Here is a 19,995-nt window from a genome sequence, read left to right on the forward strand (position 1 = left end):
ATTGTACTAAGTAACGAAGTCTTAAGAATTAAGAACTTCAATAACTTGAAACAAATCAAACTTTAAACAAAAATTAAAATGGCAAAAGATATAAAATTTGATATTGAAGCACGTGACGGATTAAAACGTGGTGTTGATGCATTAGCAAATGCTGTAAAAGTAACTCTTGGACCAAAAGGTCGTAATGTAATCATTGGAAAATCATTTGGCGGACCAACGGTTACTAAAGATGGTGTTTCTGTTGCAAAAGAAATCGAATTAAAAGACCCATTAGAAAACATGGGCGCACAAATGGTTAAAGAAGTAGCTTCTAAAACTAATGATTTAGCGGGTGACGGAACTACAACTGCTACAGTTTTAGCACAAGCTATCGTAAAAGAAGGTTTGAAAAACGTTGCTGCAGGTGCAAATCCAATGGATTTAAAACGTGGTATCGACAAAGCTGTTGAAGCTATCGTTGCTGACTTAGCTTCTCAAGCTAAAGTTGTTGGAAGCGATTCTGACAAAATCAAACAAATTGCTTCTATCTCTGCAAACAATGACGAAGTTATTGGTGAATTAATCGCTACAGCTTTTGCTAAAGTTGGAAAAGAAGGTGTTATTACTGTTGAAGAAGCTAAAGGAACTGACACTTTTGTTGATGTTGTTGAAGGTATGCAGTTTGACAGAGGATACCTTTCTCCTTACTTCGTAACAAACCCAGAAAAAATGGAAGTTGAATTAGACTCTCCATACATCTTATTATACGACAAAAAAGTTTCTTCTTTAAAAGAATTACTTCCAGTTTTAGAGCCAGTTGCTCAATCTGGAAAACCTTTATTAATTATTGCTGAAGATGTTGACGGAGAAGCTCTTTCAACTCTTGTAGTAAACAAATTAAGAGGTGCTCTTAAAATTGCTGCTGTTAAAGCTCCAGGTTTTGGAGACAGAAGAAAAGCAATGTTAGAAGATATCGCAATCTTAACTGGTGGAACTGTAATTTCTGAAGAAAGAGGCTATACTCTTGAAAATACAACTATCGAAATGTTAGGAACTGCAAAAAGAGTTTCTATCGATAAAGACAACACTACTATTGTAAGTGGTGCTGGTGAAGCTGACATTATCAAAAACAGAGTAAACCAAATTAAAGGTCAGATGGAAACTACTACATCTGATTACGATAAAGAAAAATTACAAGAGCGTTTGGCTAAATTAGCTGGCGGTGTTGCTGTTCTTTATGTTGGTGCTGCTTCTGAGGTTGAAATGAAAGAGAAAAAAGACAGAGTTGACGATGCATTACATGCAACTCGCGCTGCTGTTGAAGAAGGAATTGTTGCTGGTGGTGGTGTTGCTTTATTAAGAGCAAAAGCTGCTTTAGCTTCTCTTAAAGCTGATAACGCTGACGAAGCAACTGGAATCCAGATTGTATCTCGCGCTGTTGAATCTCCATTAAGAACAATTGTTGAAAATGCAGGTCTTGAAGGTTCTGTAGTTGTAGCAAAAGTTGGTGAAGGTTCTGGTGATTTTGGATACAATGCAAAAACTGACGAATATGTAGATATGCTTAAAGCTGGTATTATCGATCCTAAAAAAGTAACTCGTGTAGCTCTTGAAAATGCTGCATCTGTTTCTGGAATGATCCTTACTACAGAATGTGCATTAATTGATATTAAAGAAGAAAACGCTGGCGGAATGCCAATGGGAGGCGGAATGCCAGGAATGATGTAATTCATTCTCTTCTTAAAACTTAAAACGCTGGATTTCTATCCAGCGTTTTTTTTTGTTTACCACAAATTACATGGATTTTCACGAATTATTTTTTAGCCACAGATTCAAAGGCTTAAAAAGATTATAATCTGTGAGAATCCTTTTAATTTGTGGCACTTTTTTTTGCGCAAAGCATTCGTGGAAATTAGTGTAATTTGTGGCAGCTTTTTTTATTTAACATTCTCTTTTTCTTTAAAAAATCTGTTATCTCTACCTTTGCAGTTCTATTAAAATTACAAAATGAGAAAATTCACAACTCGCCTCTTATCTTTTACACTCTTATTTCTTACTACTTTTTCACAAGCCCAAACCAACAAAGATTCCTATGTAGTTTTAGTTTCTATGGATGGTTTTCGATGGGATTATGCAAAACAATTTAAACTTCAGAATTTAAAACAAATTGCATCTGAAGGTGTTCATGCAAAATCAATGAAACCGTCTTATCCAAGTAAAACTTTTCCAAATCATTATTCTATTGTTACTGGGCTTTACCCTGATCACCATGGTATTATCAATAATGTTTTTTATGATGCCGCTTTAAATGAATCTTTTTCATTATCAAGCGATGCCAAAACTGATTCTCGCTATTATGGCGGAAATCCTATTTGGAATCTCGCGGAACAGCAAGGTGTAAAAACTGCTTCTTTTTTCTGGCCGGGTTCTGACATTGACAAAAGAAACCCTAGCTATTTTAAAAAATACGACAGTAAAATTCCGTACGGAGCTCGAATCGATACTGTCCTGAAATGGCTTCAGCTTCCAGAAAAGCAACGACCTCATCTTGTTACTTTGTATTTTGATGAGCCAGATCATACAGGTCATAATTTTGGACCATTATCAGCAGAGACTAAAAAAGCAGTAATAAAAATGGATTCGATTATGGGCGCATTGTCTCGCAGGTTAGATCAATTAGAAATTGGAAAAAAAATCAATTTGATAATTGTTTCAGATCACGGAATGGCGAGCATCAGCAATGATAAAAAGGTGGCTGTTTTAGATTATTTAAAACCAGAATGGCTTGGGTATAAAGCTGTAGTTAACCCAATTATGAGTCTTCAGGCAAAAGCCGGCTGTCAAGATTCAATTGCAAAAGCCTTAAAAAAAGTACCACATATTAAATTTTGGAAATCAACTGAAGTTCCTAAAAGACTTCATTATGGCACCAATCCGCGTGTACATGATTTTGTTATCGAAGCAAAAAAAGGATACAGCCTAGTCAGCAAAGAAAGTCAAAATATAAAAGGCGGAACTCATGGTTATGACAATAACGAAAAAGATATGCACGCTATTTTCTATGCAAAAGGCCCAGCATTTAAAGTAGATAAAACAGTAAAAACTTTTCAAAACGTTTCAGTTTATCCTTTAATTGCACATATTTTAGGCTTGCAAATTGGCGAAATCGACGGAAAGTTCAGCGACGTAAAATCGATGCTTCGTTAAATTAATTAGAGAATGTGTCAATTAGATAATTAGATAACAATCTGATTGTCAACATAAAATAAGTCGAATGGCGCTCAAATTAGCAAGAGTTTTGACTCCGCTCAGCCTGACAAAAAATGAGCCCGACAGATTTCTAAAATCTGTTGGGCTCGTTTTTTTAGATATATGCCGCGTAAACGCGGTGCAGTGCGCCTCTACATTATAAATTATCAATACAATTATCTAATTGACACATTTTCTAATTATCTAATCAAGAAACCACTTTATACGTAGGATCCTCTATTACATTTACATTGATAACAGCATCAGCATTTTTAAGCAATTGTCTGCAATCTGCGCTTAAATGCTGTAATTCTACAACCTTGTTTAGCTGATTGTATTTTTTAGTCAAATTATTTAAAGCTTCAATTGCCGACATATCCGAAACTCGGCTTTCTTTAAAATCTATAATAATATGATCTGGATCGTTTTTGATGTCAAATTTCTCTGTAAAAGCAGCTATCGAACCAAAAAATAAAGGGCCAAAAATTTCGTAATGTTTTATTCCGTTTTCGTCTACATACTGTCTTGCTCTAATTCTTTTGGCACTTTCCCACGCAAAAACCAAGGCAGAAATAATTACCCCAATTAAAACTGCTAATGCTAGATTATGCAATACAATTGTAATAAGAGCAACTAAAATACCAACGAAAATATCGTGTTTAGGCATTTTATTGATAATTCTGAAACTCGACCATTCAAATGTTGTAATTGCAACCATCATCATAACACCAACCAAAGCCGCCATTGGCAATTTACCAATAACAGGAGCTCCAAAAAGTACAATCAGCAAAATTGTCAAAGCAGCAATAATCCCAGAAAGTCTTGCTCTGGAACCGGCACCAAGATTTACCAAAGTTTGTGCGATCATTGGACAGCCGCCCATTCCAAAAAAGAAACCGTTTAAGATATTTGAACTTCCTTGCGCAATACATTCACGATTACTATTCCCTCGAGTTCCTGTAATCTCGTCAACAAGATTCAGTGTAAGCAAACCTTCGGTCAAACCAACGGCGGCGACAATTACAGAATAGGGAAATATTACTTTAAGAGTTTCAAAAGTAAAAGGAATATTAGGAATATGAAACGGAGGAAATCCGCCTTGAACTGAGGCGATATCTTCGACTGTTTTGGTCTCAATATTAAAAAAAAGTACGATGGCAAACACTACCATAATTGCCACTAAAGAAGCTGGAACTGCTTTTGTAAGTTTCGGAAAAAGCAGAACGATACTAATTGTAAGCGCGGTTAAACCTAACATTATATAAAGTGGTGTTCCTTGCAGCCAAGTCGTTTCGCCATTTACAATAGTTTTAAACTGCTCCAGCTGCGACATAAAAATCACAACTGCCAATCCGTTTACAAAACCAAACATCACAGGCTGCGGCACTAAACGTATAAATTTTCCCAGTTTAAAAAGTCCAATAGTTATTTGCACCAGTCCGCCAAGTGCAACCGCAGCAAAAACATATTCTAATCCATGTGATTTCATTAAAGCAATCAAAACAATCACTGTAGCTCCGGCACCTCCAGAAATCATTCCGGGTCTTCCGCCAAAAACTGCGGTAACTAATCCAGCTATAAAAGCGGCATACAATCCCACTAAAGGTGGAAATCCAGCCAAAATTGCAAATGACAAAGATTCTGGAATCATTGTCATTGCAACGGTTAAACCCGCTAAAATTTCGTTTTTGTAATTGACTTTTTGAGTAAAATCGAAGAGTTGAAAAGCTTTTTTCATAGGGCACAAATGTAAAAAATAATGCCCATAAAGTAAACAAAGCTTTCTTCTATAAAAAATACTAAAGTGATAGCAGTAAAGAAAATTTTAACTTAGAACAACTGCTTTAAAACCAAAACTAAAACAGAGAGAATAAAATTTATCATAATCTATTTTTGACTTTTATAAGAAATTAAAATTCAAAATTATTTATAAAACAGTATAAATAACTAGGTATTTATACCTGTTTTCGTACTGCCGTATCTTCTTCTTGTTGTGGAATCAACTAAAAATACAACTTCTTACTTCTGATCTCCTTCTGCAATTTGTGCTTCTAAATATTGAATTACTTTTTGGAGGCTTTCAATTGTCTCTTTTCTAGCTTCTGCAAGATCTTTGTAATTGACAGCTTCTTCTTTATCTGCCTTTTCCGTTTTGTAATATATAACAGGTTCTTCACGAAAAGCATCCAACTTTATCATACTGCCGGTACCTTTCAAAAGCCACTCGAGATTGATATCTGAATATCTTCTTAGAATATTTTCTAACTTATCAAGTCCTATTGTTTTGTTTTTCTTTAATTGACTTGCAAAAGATCCATTGGACATACCAATTTCCCTTTCAAAAGCACTAATCCTAATGCCTTTATAATCAATATATTGTTTTATTCTCTGTAAGGTGTTTTCTGACATAATACATTATTTTATTAGAAAATATTCTATTTATTTTGTAATTAAGAAATATCTTACTATATTTGTCTCGTTTTTAATACAAATTAAGCAATGGACAAAAATATGAAAACTAAACCAAGTTACAATCAAGATGCCTTAAAGATTATTAAAAATAGATACGGATATTCTTACGATTATATTCGAAAGTCTATTCGAGGCGATAGAACTGGGATTACTTGCGACCTTATTAAAGCTGAATATTCCAAGCTTGTTAATGAGTATAAAAAACTAATGGAAAGCCAAATAAGCAAATTAAAAGATGTGAAAAAATAACCACTGCCATCAAAAATTATTCGATTTTAAACTGATAAAAACTAAATTATACAAAAAATCAGACCCTACACTAGTCTCCATAATAGTGCTTATAATATAAACACAGAAGAATCCTCACTCTCTGCTATTAATACTATAAGAAGGGTCGATGCAAATCTATTCATGCAATAGAAACGGTTTTAGATATGTAACTGATCCGCACATATCTAAGGTGCCCTCTTAAGGAAGTCAAAGCTGTAAAGAAATTTCTTTATGGCTTTTGTCTTTTTATGCAGATTCTTATTTTTGATTAAATGAGTATTAAAATCTTTATTCCTTCCTAAAAAAACTTAAAAAATCAAATTTGGAGCAGTATTTTTGCGTTACATATATACTTCAAAAATTAAAGCCTCAAAAATCAATATGACACGAGAACATTATATTCCTTTTAATAAGGAATTTTTACTCGAACAACAAATTACTGCTTTCGCTAAAGACTCAAAAAAAGTTGACGATTTCAAAAAATTATTCAATATTATAGAACATTATTATCATTACGAATCTTTTAATCTAAATCGAAATTTAAAACAAAATTATTCTCTTTTTGATCCTGATTTGAGCGAAAAAGAACGCGAGGGTTTTATTGGAAAAAGTGACTTTTCTATTTTCAAAAACACTTTACTCACGGTTTTAGAACGCGGTAATTATCATCGCATAGACAAAGAAACACTGGAAGTTGCTTTTAAAGAATCTGACTTGATTGGACTCGATTTATCGATCGATTTTAATGCTTTTAAGGACTACGAACTTTATGTTCGCGGTCATCATAAAGCCAAAGAAAAAATTACAAAATACATTTTCTGGAAGAAAGAAGTTGAGATTGAATATTACGATCGGGTTATGATTTTTCTTAATTACAACGAAGCTGATTATTTGAATGAAAAGAAGGTTAAGTTAGGAAAAATGCCTATTGATCCAGGATCGATTGCATTGAAAATCTTTAAACGCGTTCCTAAAAACGACCTTGAAACTATTTTTCCAAATGCCATTCCGAAAATGTCTTTAAAAGACAAATTACTGCTTTGGGTTCCTGGAATTTTTGGCGGTCTTTCATTATTAAGTGCTAAAGTAATTCCGGCTTTAATTAATATGTACGGCGCTTATGAAACGAGAGAGGCTATTGATTTACTTAACAGCAAAACCTCACTAAATCAAGGCTTGATTGCTTTAGGAATATTATCTGCCTATTGTTTTCGACAGTACAACAACTTTGTAAACAAAAAAATCAGATATTCTAAAATGCTTTCTGACAGTTTGTATTTCAAAAATTTAGGAAATAACAGCGGTGCTTTTTATTCGCTTTTAAATTCATCTGAAGAAGAAGCTTTGAAAGAAACCATTTTGGCTTATTCTTTTTTAAATAGAAGCCAATATCCGTTAACCGCCGAAGAATTGGATTTACAAATAGAAGCTTGGTTTGCCTCAGAATTAAAAACAGAATTGGATTTTGATGTGAACGATGCTTTATTCAAATTAAAAAACATTGGAATTGGAATTGAAACTAACGGAAAATGGAGCGTTATTCCGTTAAACGAAGCATTGATAAAGATTGACGAATTGTGGGATGGCGTTTTTGATTATAATGAGCGTAATAAAATGCAAACTGAAGTTCTCACCTAAAAAAAACAGATCAAGAATAATAGTTCTATAAATTCAATCTGCTATTTTTTATAACCATTCTCAATGAAACTTTCAAAACGGAATAAGTAAAATCTAAAGAAAATTTTACTAGATTTACAAATACCTAAATCCAAAGAGAATGAGAACATTAGACCAATGGTTCACTGAATATGCTGTAAGTCATCAAAACCCAAAGAACAAAGCAATACACTACATTTGTGTGCCCGCAATTTTCTTTTCTATCGTCGGTTTATTAATGAGTATTCCAAGCGGTTTAATTGCAAATACTCTAAAACTAAATGCTCCGCTTATCGAGAATTGGGCATTTGTCGTTTTACTTTTTGTTCTAATTTTCTACATCCGATTATCGATTGCAATGGCGATTAAAATTGCCATTTTTTCAGCTCTTTGTTTAATTGCAAATTATTATATCGGACAGGTTTTCCCATTATGGATTTTCTCGATCGGAGTGTTTGTAATTGCTTGGATTGGGCAATTTTACGGACATAATATTGAGGGCAAGAAACCTTCTTTCTTAAAAGATCTCCAGTTTTTATTAATTGGCCCGGCTTGGGTGGTTGAAAATTTATTTTCTAGAAAACAATAATCATTATTTTACTTCAACAAAAGTAAACATCCACTTTACGGGATTTTGCCAATCTTTACCTTTAAAATTCCCTACCGGCAGCTTTACCCTGACAGTATTCCAGCCTTTTTTCAATGCAATTTTCGCTGGATCCCTAAATTCATATCCTTCATCAATTAATGGAATTTCTGAATTACCTTTCATATCAGGATGCTTCCAAACTGGCGGATTAATTAACGTATTATTTACCCAAACTGCGCTATTTAAATTATTCCAAGTACCTGCAGCTGGTGAATCTGTATTCATTGAACGCGATAAATTATTAAAGCCTATCCAAAATTCCTGTTCTTTATCTTCATCACTCCAAATTTGAGCTTGAGCGTACCATGTTGTATTTTCTTGTGGTTTCTCAATCACTCCAGAAATTTGCGGCGCCCACCAATGCCTCATAATCAGAGTACCGCCAACAGCTTTGTAAACTGGTTTTTCTTTTACTGTATTAAATGTCTGTTTTTCGAATACAAAAGCTTTCGATAAATCTCCTTTGTTATCATAAGGTCCATAAATATCCCAAACTAAATCTGCCTGTATAACGTAATTAAAAGGCAAGTTTTTGAAATATTGCTTTTTTTGATCTAATAAACGATTTTCAAAGGCTGCAAATGATTTAGCTCTTTCGGTTTCGGGCTGACCAATAGCTGCTGTCCAACCTGTATAACCGCCGCCTTGCCAGCTGCGTTCTGCAAAAGCCAGCATACCGGGATAAACTGGATTCATTTTCATAACATCTTCTTCATTCGCCGCAGCTCTATCGTTCCAAACACAAACAGTCCCGCCTAAAGCATTCTCATTACCCTCAGTCAAATTACATATTTGACGATTAAAAATTGTAACAACACTTTCTAGAGGATCCATATGATTTAGATACAAGTGTCTAGAATCAAGATATTTTATATTTTTATTTTTACTAACACTTGTCGCGCCTTCCATCCAAAGCTGACGAATTACGCCATCGTTAAAATTTCCGCCGGGCTCCCATCCTATTACTTTTTTATCTAAACTTTCAGTCAAAGCAATAACTTCGGGTAAAAATTTCTGATTCGTGATTTTAACTTCATCAGCACCTAAATGCAGATAAGGAACATCATAAGTCGCGCAAAATTCTTTGATTATATTTTTTACAATTTCTAAACCTGCATCACTTTGCATATCAACTCCCATAGCTCTTTTGAATGCCGCACTATGTCCCGGCATATCAATTTCAGGAACTAAAGTTATGTATCGTTCTTTGCAATACTTAATGAGTTCTTTTAAGTCGGCTTCTGTATAATATTCTCCTTTATCACGAAGCATATATTCTGGAGCTGTTAACTGCGGATATAACTTACTTTGCAAACGCCATGCAATATCTTCTGTAGGATGAAAATGAAAGATATTTAATTTATAAGCAGCCATTACATCTATTTGCTGTTTTAAAAGCTTAATTGACTGGTAATTTCTTCCCACATCAACCATAAATCCACGCCACGCAAAAGCAGGCCAATCGGTAATATCAGAAGCATCTACAAAAGTATCGTCCCGCATTAATTGCAGTAAGGTTTGAATACCATTAAAAATTCCCTGCGAAGTATTGGCTGTAAGGATTATTCTATTTGATGTGGTTTCTAAATGATACGCCTCAGATTGATTTTTTGGAGCGGAAACATTCCCTAAACACAGCTGAATATATTTTTCATTGTGTGCCGTTTTATTTGTCACTTTTACGCTCAATCCTTTTTGTTCCATAGCTTCTTTCAACATCGAAGCTTCTTTCTCTAAAACTGGATTATCTACAAGAATTGTTGTTTCAGCAGTTAACGAAAAAGTGCCTGTTTTCCAATTCAATTGTTGTGGCTTTGGCAGTAATGAAGGTTTTGATTCTAGATCAAAAACGTAAGGATAAACTAAATGCTTCCACAACAAATAACCGTCTCCCTTAAGATGCAAACCGTCATTAGTTAACTCTTTTATTAACTTTCCGTTTTCATCACAAAAGGAAGTATGCAAATCAATATAAGTATATTGATAAACAGCCGAATTTTGTTTCAAAACAGCATTTAAACGTTTTATCTGCTCTCCTTTACCCGTATGGTTTTCAAATTTTTTATAAAAATTATTTACAGGCAATATGCTTTGCACAAACAATTTTGTCGAGGGAGATTCTTGTTTTAAATACGAAACAATTTTTGCAATATTTTTAAAAATACTATCGGTCGAAATATTCCTTGACAAATCATTAACTCCGATCAGCAAAAAAACTTTTGCTGGTTTTCGAAGGGCAATTTCATCAATTCGATTCAAAACTGCGGCACTTACATCACTGCTTATTCCACGGTTTTTTATCCGATTATCTGCAAATAATTCAGTCCACTCTGCGCCATTTGTAATGCTGTTTCCAACAAAAACAATATCGTTTTTTGTCAATGGAAGTGTTCTAAAATGAGAAACGCGCTGATGATAAAAAGTAGAGAACAAACTATCTGGCAATACTGTTTTTTTTATCTGACAATTTGCACTTATTGCGGTACACAGCATAACAATAATTGCAAAATGAAACCAGCTGTATTTTTTATAATAATTCATAATTCAATTCTAATTTTCTCATTTTAAATAGTCGTTCTTCAAATCTAATTTTAAAACCTTCTACAATAATTACTTCTTCTCCCCTTAATTATTCTTTTACAATTACGCTGTTTATTTAGAGAATTATACATCAACAAACCTGCTCGATCCTCCTTTGGCAAGATTATTTTCAAACTCTCATCATCATAGCGTAATTAAAGCTACTCATTATTAAAACTTTTTATTTCATTTTTCTTTTTATGTCATTTCACTAAACAAATCCTCTCCTTTTTAGTCTTTTTCATTTTAATAAATTGAATATTTCCTAAATATCATTCCTCCTATCTGATTTTGAAAAACATTCTTTTTTTAGCTGAAACAAAAAACTAAAACCCGTCTTTATTTAATAAAATATTTTAATATTTAACAAATGTATATATTATTATTTAAGAAAAAAAGCAAAATAGCAAAAATGTGTTCGAACACATTGTACATAAACACGAATTAATAAAAATATTTAAAATGTTTTATTTTAAGATAAAAAATTACAATACAACAATATAAGCGTTATTAGCTGATTTCTTTACGGTTTACCTCATTGTTAAAAAATACTTAATAATTTTTTTTAATAATTAGGTTGATTTATTAAAAACATTTCATACGTTTACAACCTAGAAAAACGTTTTAGTCAAAATCATTTAGTTCTTTTTTTGATCTTTTGCTCTTTTATGCAGTAAAAATGGAACTAAAATATTTTAGCACAATCAACTAAAACCAACATAGAATTACTATCGCAAAAAAAAGAATCCTCCCTTCTTTGAGCAATAGGTAATCTTGAAAGTTATTCATTGAAATAACTGACTTGATTTGATTATAAGCACATCAAAAAGGAAAAAAAGTTTTACTGGAACGTTTTGACTGAAGTTTATAAGTACTAAAAGAACACTAAACCAGTATTTAGAAAGAAAGGATATCAATATAAAAACAACAAGCAAATTTGACTAAAACGGGGAAACCCATTTTTATACTTTTTTTTTCATAAAAAAGCCAGCAGATGCTGCGAACACTACTGGCCGATTTCTTCTTATCAAGAAATATAGATTGGAAAAAATAAACATGACCACGAAGGAAAATTATTATTAACCAAACCATTACAAAAGTATGAAATTACTACCAAAAAGCAAGCCTGAGAATTACTGGCTTATGCCTAAATTCGGGAACGTTATCAAATTAACACCCTTATTTTTGATACCTTTTACTATACAGGTATCGGCAGCAAAATCTACTGCAGCGACTATTTTATCCGAAAAAAATGAAATAGTAAAAGCAGCAAATGACAGAACGACAATTAAATCATCTTTTTTTCAAAAGCAAATAAAAGGAAAAGTACTCGACGAGGCTGGAAATCCACTGCCTGGAGCAAATATTGTTGTTAAGGGAACTAAGGTTTCAACTCAAACTGACTTCAACGGTAACTTTGAATTAAATGTTCCTGAAGGCGCTACAAAACTTATCGTTTCTTACATCGGTATGGATCAGCAGGAATTAACCATTGGAGCTTCATCAATTACGGTTGTCTTAAAAGAATCGGGACAAAAATTAAACGAGATTGTTGTTGTGGGTTATGGCACTCAGAAAAAATCTAAAATAACTGGTTCTGTATCAAAACTAGACAATAGAGTTTTAGAAACTGGAGTGCGTTCTAATCCTGCTTCTGCTTTGGCTGGTACGATCCCAGGCTTAAGAGTACAGCAAGCTTCAGGAAGTCCGGGTGCTGTTCCTGTTATTACTTTACGTGGAGGAACTAATTACGACGGAAGCGGATCTCCATTAGTAATGGTCGACGGCTTTTTGAGAGCTAGTTTCAGCGAAATCAATCCTGATGATATTGCGTCTATCGAAGTTTTAAAAGATGCTTCGGCAACCGCTATTTATGGTGCCAGAGCAAATAATGGAGTAATTTTGATTACTACTAAAAAAGGTAAAGCAGGTGTTTCAAACATTACTATAAATACAAATCTTGGTATCAATACTTTAAACATACCGTTTGATTTTATTAATGCGCAAGAATATTTATACTGGTCTAGAAAAGCTATTCAGACTTCTGGGTCTTATGACGCCAGCCGTCTTAGTCAGTTAAATTCTACTGGGCCATTTGGTACTGGAAATTTATATAAAGATGCATCTGGAAATATTCTTGATGGTAATAAAAATGCATCTGCTGTATGGAGCCCAATGTTTAGAAATCCTAGCAATGAAGAGTTATTGGGACAAGGCTGGCAAAGTATGACTGACCCTGTTCGTACAAATGCTGCCGGAGCTTATGATCCAAATGGAACTAATAAAGAAATCATTTTCAAAGATTTTAATTATAAAGATTACGCGCTTAGACCTCAGGGTATAACTAAAGATATTAATTTATCGATGACAGGCGGCAGTGAAAAAGGCAGTTATTACGCTGGTATTGGTTCTTATAACGAAGAAGGTTTACCAATTAATACTTTTTACAAAAGGCTGACTTTTGTTTTTAATGGTGATTACAAAATAAAGCCTTGGCTTACTTCTACTTCTGGCTTGAACTTCGCAACAGCGCAATGGAGAGGTCCGCAAACAAATGGCGAAAGCAATTATTTAACTCGTTCTCTAGGCGCACCGCCAACAATGAGAGGAACAAATGCTAATGGGGATTTATTAGTAGGAAGAGATTATACAGATGGTAATCCGGCTGTTAACGATGATAAGTTCATCCGTAAAAACCAAACTGATAAATTTACATTGACGCAATCTTTTAAGGCTGATATATTAAAAAATCTATACTTTAGAACTAGTGCCAACTGGTTTTATAATGAAGGTTTTTATGAATCGTTCAATAAAGACTTCTTGTCAAGCCCTAACAACATCAACAAAACCCGTTCTTCGTCGGCTCAATTTGACAGATCATTCAGCCAGACTTATAATGGTACTTTAAACTACAATACTGATTTCTTAGGAAAAAATCATGTTGATGCTATGATTGGAGCAGAATACTACGACATCTATTCAAATGGTGTTTCCGCTGCAGGTTCAGGCGCACCATCTGATGATTTTATGGATTTACAGTATACTAGTTCAGACAAAGACAAAAGAAGTATTGATACTTACCACACTCGTCAACGCATTTTATCTTTCTTCGGTCGTGTCACATATGATTATAATGAGAAATACTTAGCGACTTTTACTATCAGACGTGACGGATACTCTAAACTGCTAAATAATCGTTGGGGTAATTTCCCTGGAATATCGGTAGGTTGGAATGTACATAAAGAAAGTTTCTTAAGCGATTCTAAAATAATCAATACTTTAAAACTAAGAGCGAGCTATGGTCAAAACGGAAACGTGAGCGACAACCTTATCGGACCATACCAATTGCAAGGATCATACGGAAGCAGTAAATACGACGGAACTGTTGGTTATCAGCTTAACGGACTTCCTTTTCCTGATTTATTATGGGAACGTTCTGCAACTTATGAGTTTGGTTTAGACACGCGTTTATTTAACAGATTAGATCTTTCGCTAGCTTATTATAATAGACAAACACAAGACAAAATTTCAAGCTTCACTCTGCCAGCTACCTCAGGTATAACGTCGATTACTACAAACTTAGGTAATATGCAAAACAAAGGTTTGGAGGTTGATCTGAATTACAAAGTCATCAAAACGGCTGATTTCTCATTAGATTTTAATGCAAATGCAGCTTATAACGTTAACAAAATATTGAAACTGCCAAACAATGGTTTAGAGAATAATAGAGTTGGTGGAAGTCAGGTCACAGATAAAGATGGCAATTTAATTTGGGTTGGCGGTCTGCAGGAAGGTCAAGATCCAAACGTTGCTTATGCTTATGTTGCAGAAGGAATTATTAGAACTCAAGCTGACTTAGATTCTTATGCTTTAAAACTAAGAGATTTAATTGGAGCCAAAGTTTTAGTTCATCCAGATGTTTATAATGCTATGAGCTCTTCTGAAAAAGCGCTGGCTTATCCCATAGCTTTAGGGGATGTAAAATGGAAAGATGTAAACGGAGACGGGATTATCAATAGTTATGATAGGGAATATATGGGACGAACTGTTCCTAAAGTAACTGGTGGTTTTGGTTTCTACACAACCTATAAAGGTTTCGCTTTTAGCTCTCGTTTTGACTATGCTTTAGGCTTTGTTCAGTATGACGGTCCTAGATCTTGGTTTTTAAGTAATGCACAAGGAACATTTAATACTACCAAAGAAGTTTTTGATACTTGGACTCCTGAGAATCCAAATGCTAAATACCCAACATATTACTGGGCAGATCAATTGTTTAAAAACAACACTATGCGTACTTCGAGCATGTTTTACAATAAGGCAGATTATCTATCCTTTAGAGAAATCAGTTTATCGTATTCATTACCTGCCGACTTAATGACTAAATTAAAAATAGAGGGAATCAAACTTACTTTAACTGGGCAGAATTTAGGCTACATAAGTAAATCGACTTTGTTTTCGCCAGAGAAAACAGATCAAGGAATAAATGTTACAGGAGGTTATCCGTTACCTCGTACTATGGTTTTTGGTGTTCAAATTATTTTATAAAAAAGATATGAAAAAGATATTAATAGGAATTGCATTTTTAGCGTTGTCAATTACGTTTAATGCCTGCGACAAACTGGATTTAGCTCCAGAAGATTATTACGCTAGTGAAAGCTTTTGGAAAACTCCCTCTCAAGTAGATGGAGCAATGGTAGGATTACACAGCCAACTAAGAAGCTATCAATTTACATTGTTTACATTAGGAGAACTTAGAGGAGGAACATTAAGAGATGGAACCAGCTTTACTGGAACTGCATCTTTAAACTCAGGATCTATAGTTCGTCAGGATATTAGAGAATCATCGCCTGGTATTTCAGGCTGGGCGGGACTTTATGCACCAATATTTCAGGTAAACAATTTTATCTATCAAGTAGAAAAAGCCCAATATTTGACTGCTGCCGACAAAAGTTATTATCTTGGTCAAGCTTATGGCTTAAGAGCTTTTTACTATTTTCAATTGTATCGTACTTACGGAAGACTTCCCGTAACCAAAGAACCTAAAGTAGCTATCACGACACCTACAACGGCTCAAGATGCTTATTTGCCCCGTACAAAAACAGAAAAAGAGACTTTAGACTTTATTAAAGAAGATGTAACAAAATCTATTGCAAGTTTTTCTGGAGATTATACGTCTAAAATGCAAAAAGGACAATGGTCTTTGGGAGCTTCACAAATGCTTCAAGCCGAAGTATACCTATGGTCGGCTAAAGTAAAAATTGATGGCGCTAATCCAACATCCACAGCTTCTGATTTAGCGATTGCGAGAACTGCAGTAGAAGCGGTTATACCTAAATACAGCTTACAATCAAGCTTTGCCAATGTATTTAACTCAGCCGCTACAGCTTCAATAAAAGGAAATAATGAAATTATTTTTGCCTTGAGATTTGGTTTTGGAGAAGCAACAAACAGCTACGGTCAATTTATTTACGCTATTACAGATCCATTAGCAGGTTATGTTGACGATAAAGGTGTTGCAATTCCTTCTAACGATCCGCTTAAGGTAAATGGAGGCGGAACCATTATAAGATACGAGTACAAATATGACTTATATCAAAAATATGAAGCAGCCGACACGAGAGCAAATGTTACTTTCTTAAACTTCAACAAAGGAACAGTTCACGCTACTAATCTGCGTAAATTTATCGGAACTATTGTTGATGGCGCACGTACTTTCTCAGATGACTTCCCTGTTTACCGTCTTTCTGAAGCTTATTTAATGCTGGCAGAAATAAAAAACAAACAAGGTCAAGATCCTTCTGCCGAAATCAACATTATCAGAACTCGCGCATATGCCGGCGGCGGCGGTAGTGCTCCTGTTTATGCAAATGGTTCTTTTGAACAAAACGAATTGGCTATTTTCACTGAAAGACAAAAAGAATTCGTAGCCGAAGGAAAAATTTGGTACGACTTACGCCGTATGCAAGATGCAACTGGAACTCCTTTAGTGTTCAGAACAGACCTTCCTTTAGTAGGTGTACTGCAAAATATTGACGGAATAAACCATAAAATAATATGGCCAATAGACGTTCCTACTTTAAACAGTGATCCAACTCTAGAACAAAACCCATTGTACAAAGGCACTTAATGCTTTTTAACTTAAAGCCCCAACAAAAATGTTTTGTTGGGGCTTTTTTAATTAATAAAACTGATTCTCATAAATTGAGCCCTCAAACTATCCTATAAAATCGATGTTTAAGATTAAATATACTGGATTAAATTTAAGTTGTTACATTTTTTAACGACATTGCCGGCATAGAATTAGAACCTTTTATTTGAAAATTCTAGTGAAAATTTAAAAGTTAGCTTCACTTATTTTCTCGCTCATTTATTTCTTCTATTGCACTTTGAATAAAATATTTTAAATCATTGCTTCTTGTTCTTTTAAGTTCTGCCTTCAAAGTTTCTATTGACTGTATTGTCCCTGTTGATCTAAGTGTCGCACAAATCATACATTTGGTATGTTGATCGCTAGTTTTAAATTTCAGTATTAAAATTTCTTCTAACTCTTTATCTTCAGAGTTTTTTAAGGCATTAAGTGAGTCAATTCTATTCTGATATGTACCTTTTAATAATAAGTGTTTTAGATAATCAATGTTCAGACTAGCTGGTTTTCGCAATTCATTAAGCCTGCTTAATACAGCTGTAATTACTTCTTCTTCATCAGTTTTTTCGAGCTCCGAAATCAAAAAATCGAAAAGTTCGTAATCTTTACAGTTTACGCATAAGCTGCTTAAGCATCTTAAAACATATTTTTTATATTGAAAAAAATCTTTATCCTTAAGCAATTCAATAAGTTCTGATTTTAAGTTTACATCACTCAATTCATCAGAAATTCTATAAGCATACCAACTAGGAAAATCTTCGCTTTCAAGAGACTGATCTCGCTTCTGCCTTTTAATTATGTTATTTGAAATAGGCTTACTGTTTCCCATTTCTACAATCAAAGTCTTTAACTCAGAGCTCTTTAATCTAGTTATTAGATGTTCTTTATCTTCTTTAACCTTTTCGTCTAAACTTTTAAATAGTCCAAATAGCATAATTTTGTTTTTTCGCAGCTGCAAACTAGTTCTCTATAAACTTATTATTATAACTAAAAATAGAATGCTTAATAAAACGAATATAAAGTTAATTTATGGATTGCCTGCCATTGTTGAAACAAAAAAACTTAATTTATAAATCACAGATTCATGATAAGGTTCGAACAAAAATTATCAACAAACACAGGTTCTGTTAGTAAGCAATGAAACATTCAAAGTGTTTTCGAACCATAAAAAAAGCCTGAGAATCAATATTCTCAGCCTTATAATTTTTATAGTGACCTTGATGGTACAGAATTCGAATCTTTTGGTGGAAGATTTAGAGATTTTGGGTGATGTGTAATTTTGCTATTTGAATTTAAAATCATTATTAGTTAAAGTCAAGTTCCCGTAATTCATTAAAGTAGCAAGAGCAACGAAATTCATATTGATTTTAGTACGAAAAGTATTCAATAAATAAAAGTCCGCTTGGTGGTTTATAAAATAAAAAAACTATTTTTGAAAACAAATAGATACTGACATTTCTCAGACATAGCACCCCATAAACGATAAAAACAAGTCAATAATGAAAAAGACAATCTTAACAACAGTACTACTTTTGACATTATGTCAAATCGGATTTGCTCAAACAAATTACACAGCAAAATTAGACAATTACTTCAATGCACTTGAAGAGAACGACAAGTTTATGGGAAGTTTAGCAATTTCACAAAATGGTGAGATCATTTATACAAAATCAATTGGATTTGCAGACGTTGAAAAAAACATTAAAGCAACCAAAAATTCAAAATACAGAATTGGTTCAATTTCTAAATCATTCACAGCAGTTTTGGTTTTAAAAGCAACTGAAGAAAAAAAGCTGGACCTAGCCCAAACTATTTACAAATGGTTTCCAACAATAAAAAACGCAGATAAAATATCTATAAAACAGTTGCTCAGCCATAGAAGTGGGATACACAATTTCACAGATGACAATGAATATCTAACTTGGAACACACAGCCAAAAACAGAAAAAGAAATGCTTGAAATTATAGCAAAAGGAGGCAGCGATTTCGAACCAGACAGCAAAGCAGAGTATAGCAATTCAAACTTTGTGCTTTTGACTTACATTCTAGAAACAACTTTTTCAAAATCGTATTCTGATTTATTACAAAAATATATTGCAAAGCCTCTTGGTTTGACAAATACGTATGTTTTTGGAAAAATCAATACAAACAACAATGAATGCAAATCATACAACTTCACAGGAGCTTGGAAGGCAGTGACCGAAACCGACTTTACAATTCCATTAGGTGCAGGGGCAATAATTTCCACGCCAAGTGATTTGACAAAATTCGCAGACGCCTTGTTTGGAGGAAAACTTTTAAAACCTGAAAGTCTTGAAATAATGAAATCCGTTAAAGATGGTTACGGAATTGGTCTGTTTCAAATGCCTTTCCATGACAAGATCGGCTATGGACACAGAGGCGGAATTGATGGCTTTAGTTCAGTTTATTCTCATTTCGCAGACGACAAAATTTCGTATGCTTTAATTACAAACGGAACAAAGTTAAATATGGATGATATTTCTAATACTGTTTTAAGTGCAATTTACGGCAAACCTTACGATATACCTGTCTTCACAACATACAACTTGACTTCGGAAGATTTTAATAAGTACTTGGGCGTTTATGCTTCTAAAGAAATTCCATTTAAAATTACATTTACAAAAGATGGAAACACTTTAATCGCACAAGGCACAGGACAGCCAGCATTCTCTCTTGAAGCAACGGAAAAAGACAAATTTAAGTTTGACCAAGCAGGAGCGAAATTTGAATTTAATCCGATAGACAAGACAATGACTTTATTTCAAGGCGGTGGACAAATTAAATTTACGAAAGAATAAAAAACAGCACCCAATAGCTACTACGGATTTGAGCAATAGGCTTAATGGAAAGATGGTTTTGTGTTTGGATGATTTGACAAATCCGAATAATGGGCTTAATTTAATCTCAAACCCGCTATAGTACCATCATGTTAAAGTAACTTGGACATAAAAAAAGAGCCGAATTTAAGAATGAT

Annotated in this window: 12 protein-coding genes; 8 read left to right on the top strand and 4 right to left on the bottom strand. The window is 33.7% G+C overall.

The annotated features are described in order from the left end of the window. Positions 1-78: 78 nt before the first annotated feature. Both groL and BOW57_RS14530 read left to right on the top strand, forming a co-directional pair. Complete coding sequence (groL, locus tag BOW57_RS14525) at positions 79-1,707, top strand: chaperonin GroEL (protein WP_089053993.1); 1,629 nt, start codon at positions 79-81, stop codon at positions 1,705-1,707. A gap of 279 nt (positions 1,708-1,986) precedes the next feature. Further along, complete coding sequence (locus tag BOW57_RS14530; protein ID WP_129055246.1) at positions 1,987-3,186, top strand: ectonucleotide pyrophosphatase/phosphodiesterase; 1,200 nt, start codon at positions 1,987-1,989, stop codon at positions 3,184-3,186. Positions 3,187-3,436: 250 nt separating this feature from the next. Here the strand turns inward: BOW57_RS14530 and BOW57_RS14535 are convergent, their stop codons facing one another. After that, positions 3,437-4,966, bottom strand: coding sequence for a SulP family inorganic anion transporter (locus BOW57_RS14535; RefSeq protein WP_129055248.1), 1,530 nt, complete (start codon positions 4,964-4,966; stop codon positions 3,437-3,439). Between the two features lie 281 nt (positions 4,967-5,247). Further along, positions 5,248-5,637, bottom strand: coding sequence for a hypothetical protein (locus tag BOW57_RS14540; RefSeq protein WP_129055250.1), 390 nt, complete (start codon positions 5,635-5,637; stop codon positions 5,248-5,250). 90 nt (positions 5,638-5,727) lie between these two features. Here BOW57_RS14540 and BOW57_RS14545 point away from each other — a divergent pair, with 90 nt between their 5' ends. From BOW57_RS14545 to BOW57_RS14555, 3 genes are all read left to right on the top strand, one after another. Continuing rightward, complete coding sequence (locus BOW57_RS14545; RefSeq protein ID WP_129055252.1) at positions 5,728-5,949, top strand: hypothetical protein; 222 nt, start codon at positions 5,728-5,730, stop codon at positions 5,947-5,949. A gap of 402 nt (positions 5,950-6,351) precedes the next feature. Then, positions 6,352-7,608: a TMEM143 family protein gene (locus BOW57_RS14550; protein ID WP_129055254.1), complete on the top strand. Its 1,257-nt coding sequence runs from the start codon at positions 6,352-6,354 to the stop codon at positions 7,606-7,608. 139 nt (positions 7,609-7,747) lie between these two features. Further along, on the top strand, positions 7,748-8,215 hold the full coding sequence (locus tag BOW57_RS14555) for a DUF962 domain-containing protein (RefSeq protein WP_129055257.1): 468 nt from the start codon (positions 7,748-7,750) through the stop codon (positions 8,213-8,215). Between the two features lie 3 nt (positions 8,216-8,218). Here the strand turns inward: BOW57_RS14555 and BOW57_RS14560 are convergent, their stop codons facing one another. Continuing rightward, positions 8,219-10,816 carry a family 20 glycosylhydrolase gene (locus tag BOW57_RS14560; RefSeq protein ID WP_206734746.1) on the bottom strand — a complete coding sequence of 866 codons (2,598 nt, stop codon included), beginning with the start codon at positions 10,814-10,816 and terminating at the stop codon, positions 8,219-8,221. Positions 10,817-11,956: 1,140 nt separating this feature from the next. Here BOW57_RS14560 and BOW57_RS14565 point away from each other — a divergent pair. Beyond that, on the top strand, positions 11,957-15,400 hold the full coding sequence (locus tag BOW57_RS14565; RefSeq protein WP_206734747.1) for a TonB-dependent receptor: 3,444 nt from the start codon (positions 11,957-11,959) through the stop codon (positions 15,398-15,400). Between the two features lie 7 nt (positions 15,401-15,407). Beyond that, positions 15,408-16,982: a RagB/SusD family nutrient uptake outer membrane protein gene (locus tag BOW57_RS14570; RefSeq protein ID WP_164973717.1), complete on the top strand. Its 1,575-nt coding sequence runs from the start codon at positions 15,408-15,410 to the stop codon at positions 16,980-16,982. A 220-nt stretch (positions 16,983-17,202) separates the two neighbouring features. Here the strand turns inward: BOW57_RS14570 and BOW57_RS14575 are convergent, their stop codons facing one another. Continuing rightward, positions 17,203-17,934, bottom strand: a complete 732-nt coding sequence (locus tag BOW57_RS14575) for a hypothetical protein (RefSeq protein WP_129055261.1) — start codon at positions 17,932-17,934, stop codon at positions 17,203-17,205. A 565-nt stretch (positions 17,935-18,499) separates the two neighbouring features. On the opposite strand from BOW57_RS14575, the gene BOW57_RS14580 reads away from it, so the two are divergent. Beyond that, on the top strand, positions 18,500-19,819 hold the full coding sequence (locus tag BOW57_RS14580; RefSeq protein ID WP_129055263.1) for a serine hydrolase: 1,320 nt from the start codon (positions 18,500-18,502) through the stop codon (positions 19,817-19,819). Positions 19,820-19,995: the final 176 nt, after the last annotated feature.

The sequence above is a fragment of the Flavobacterium sp. YO64 genome (genome assembly GCF_004119505.1).
GTDB classification, from domain to species: Bacteria; Bacteroidota; Bacteroidia; order Flavobacteriales; family Flavobacteriaceae; genus Flavobacterium; species Flavobacterium oncorhynchi.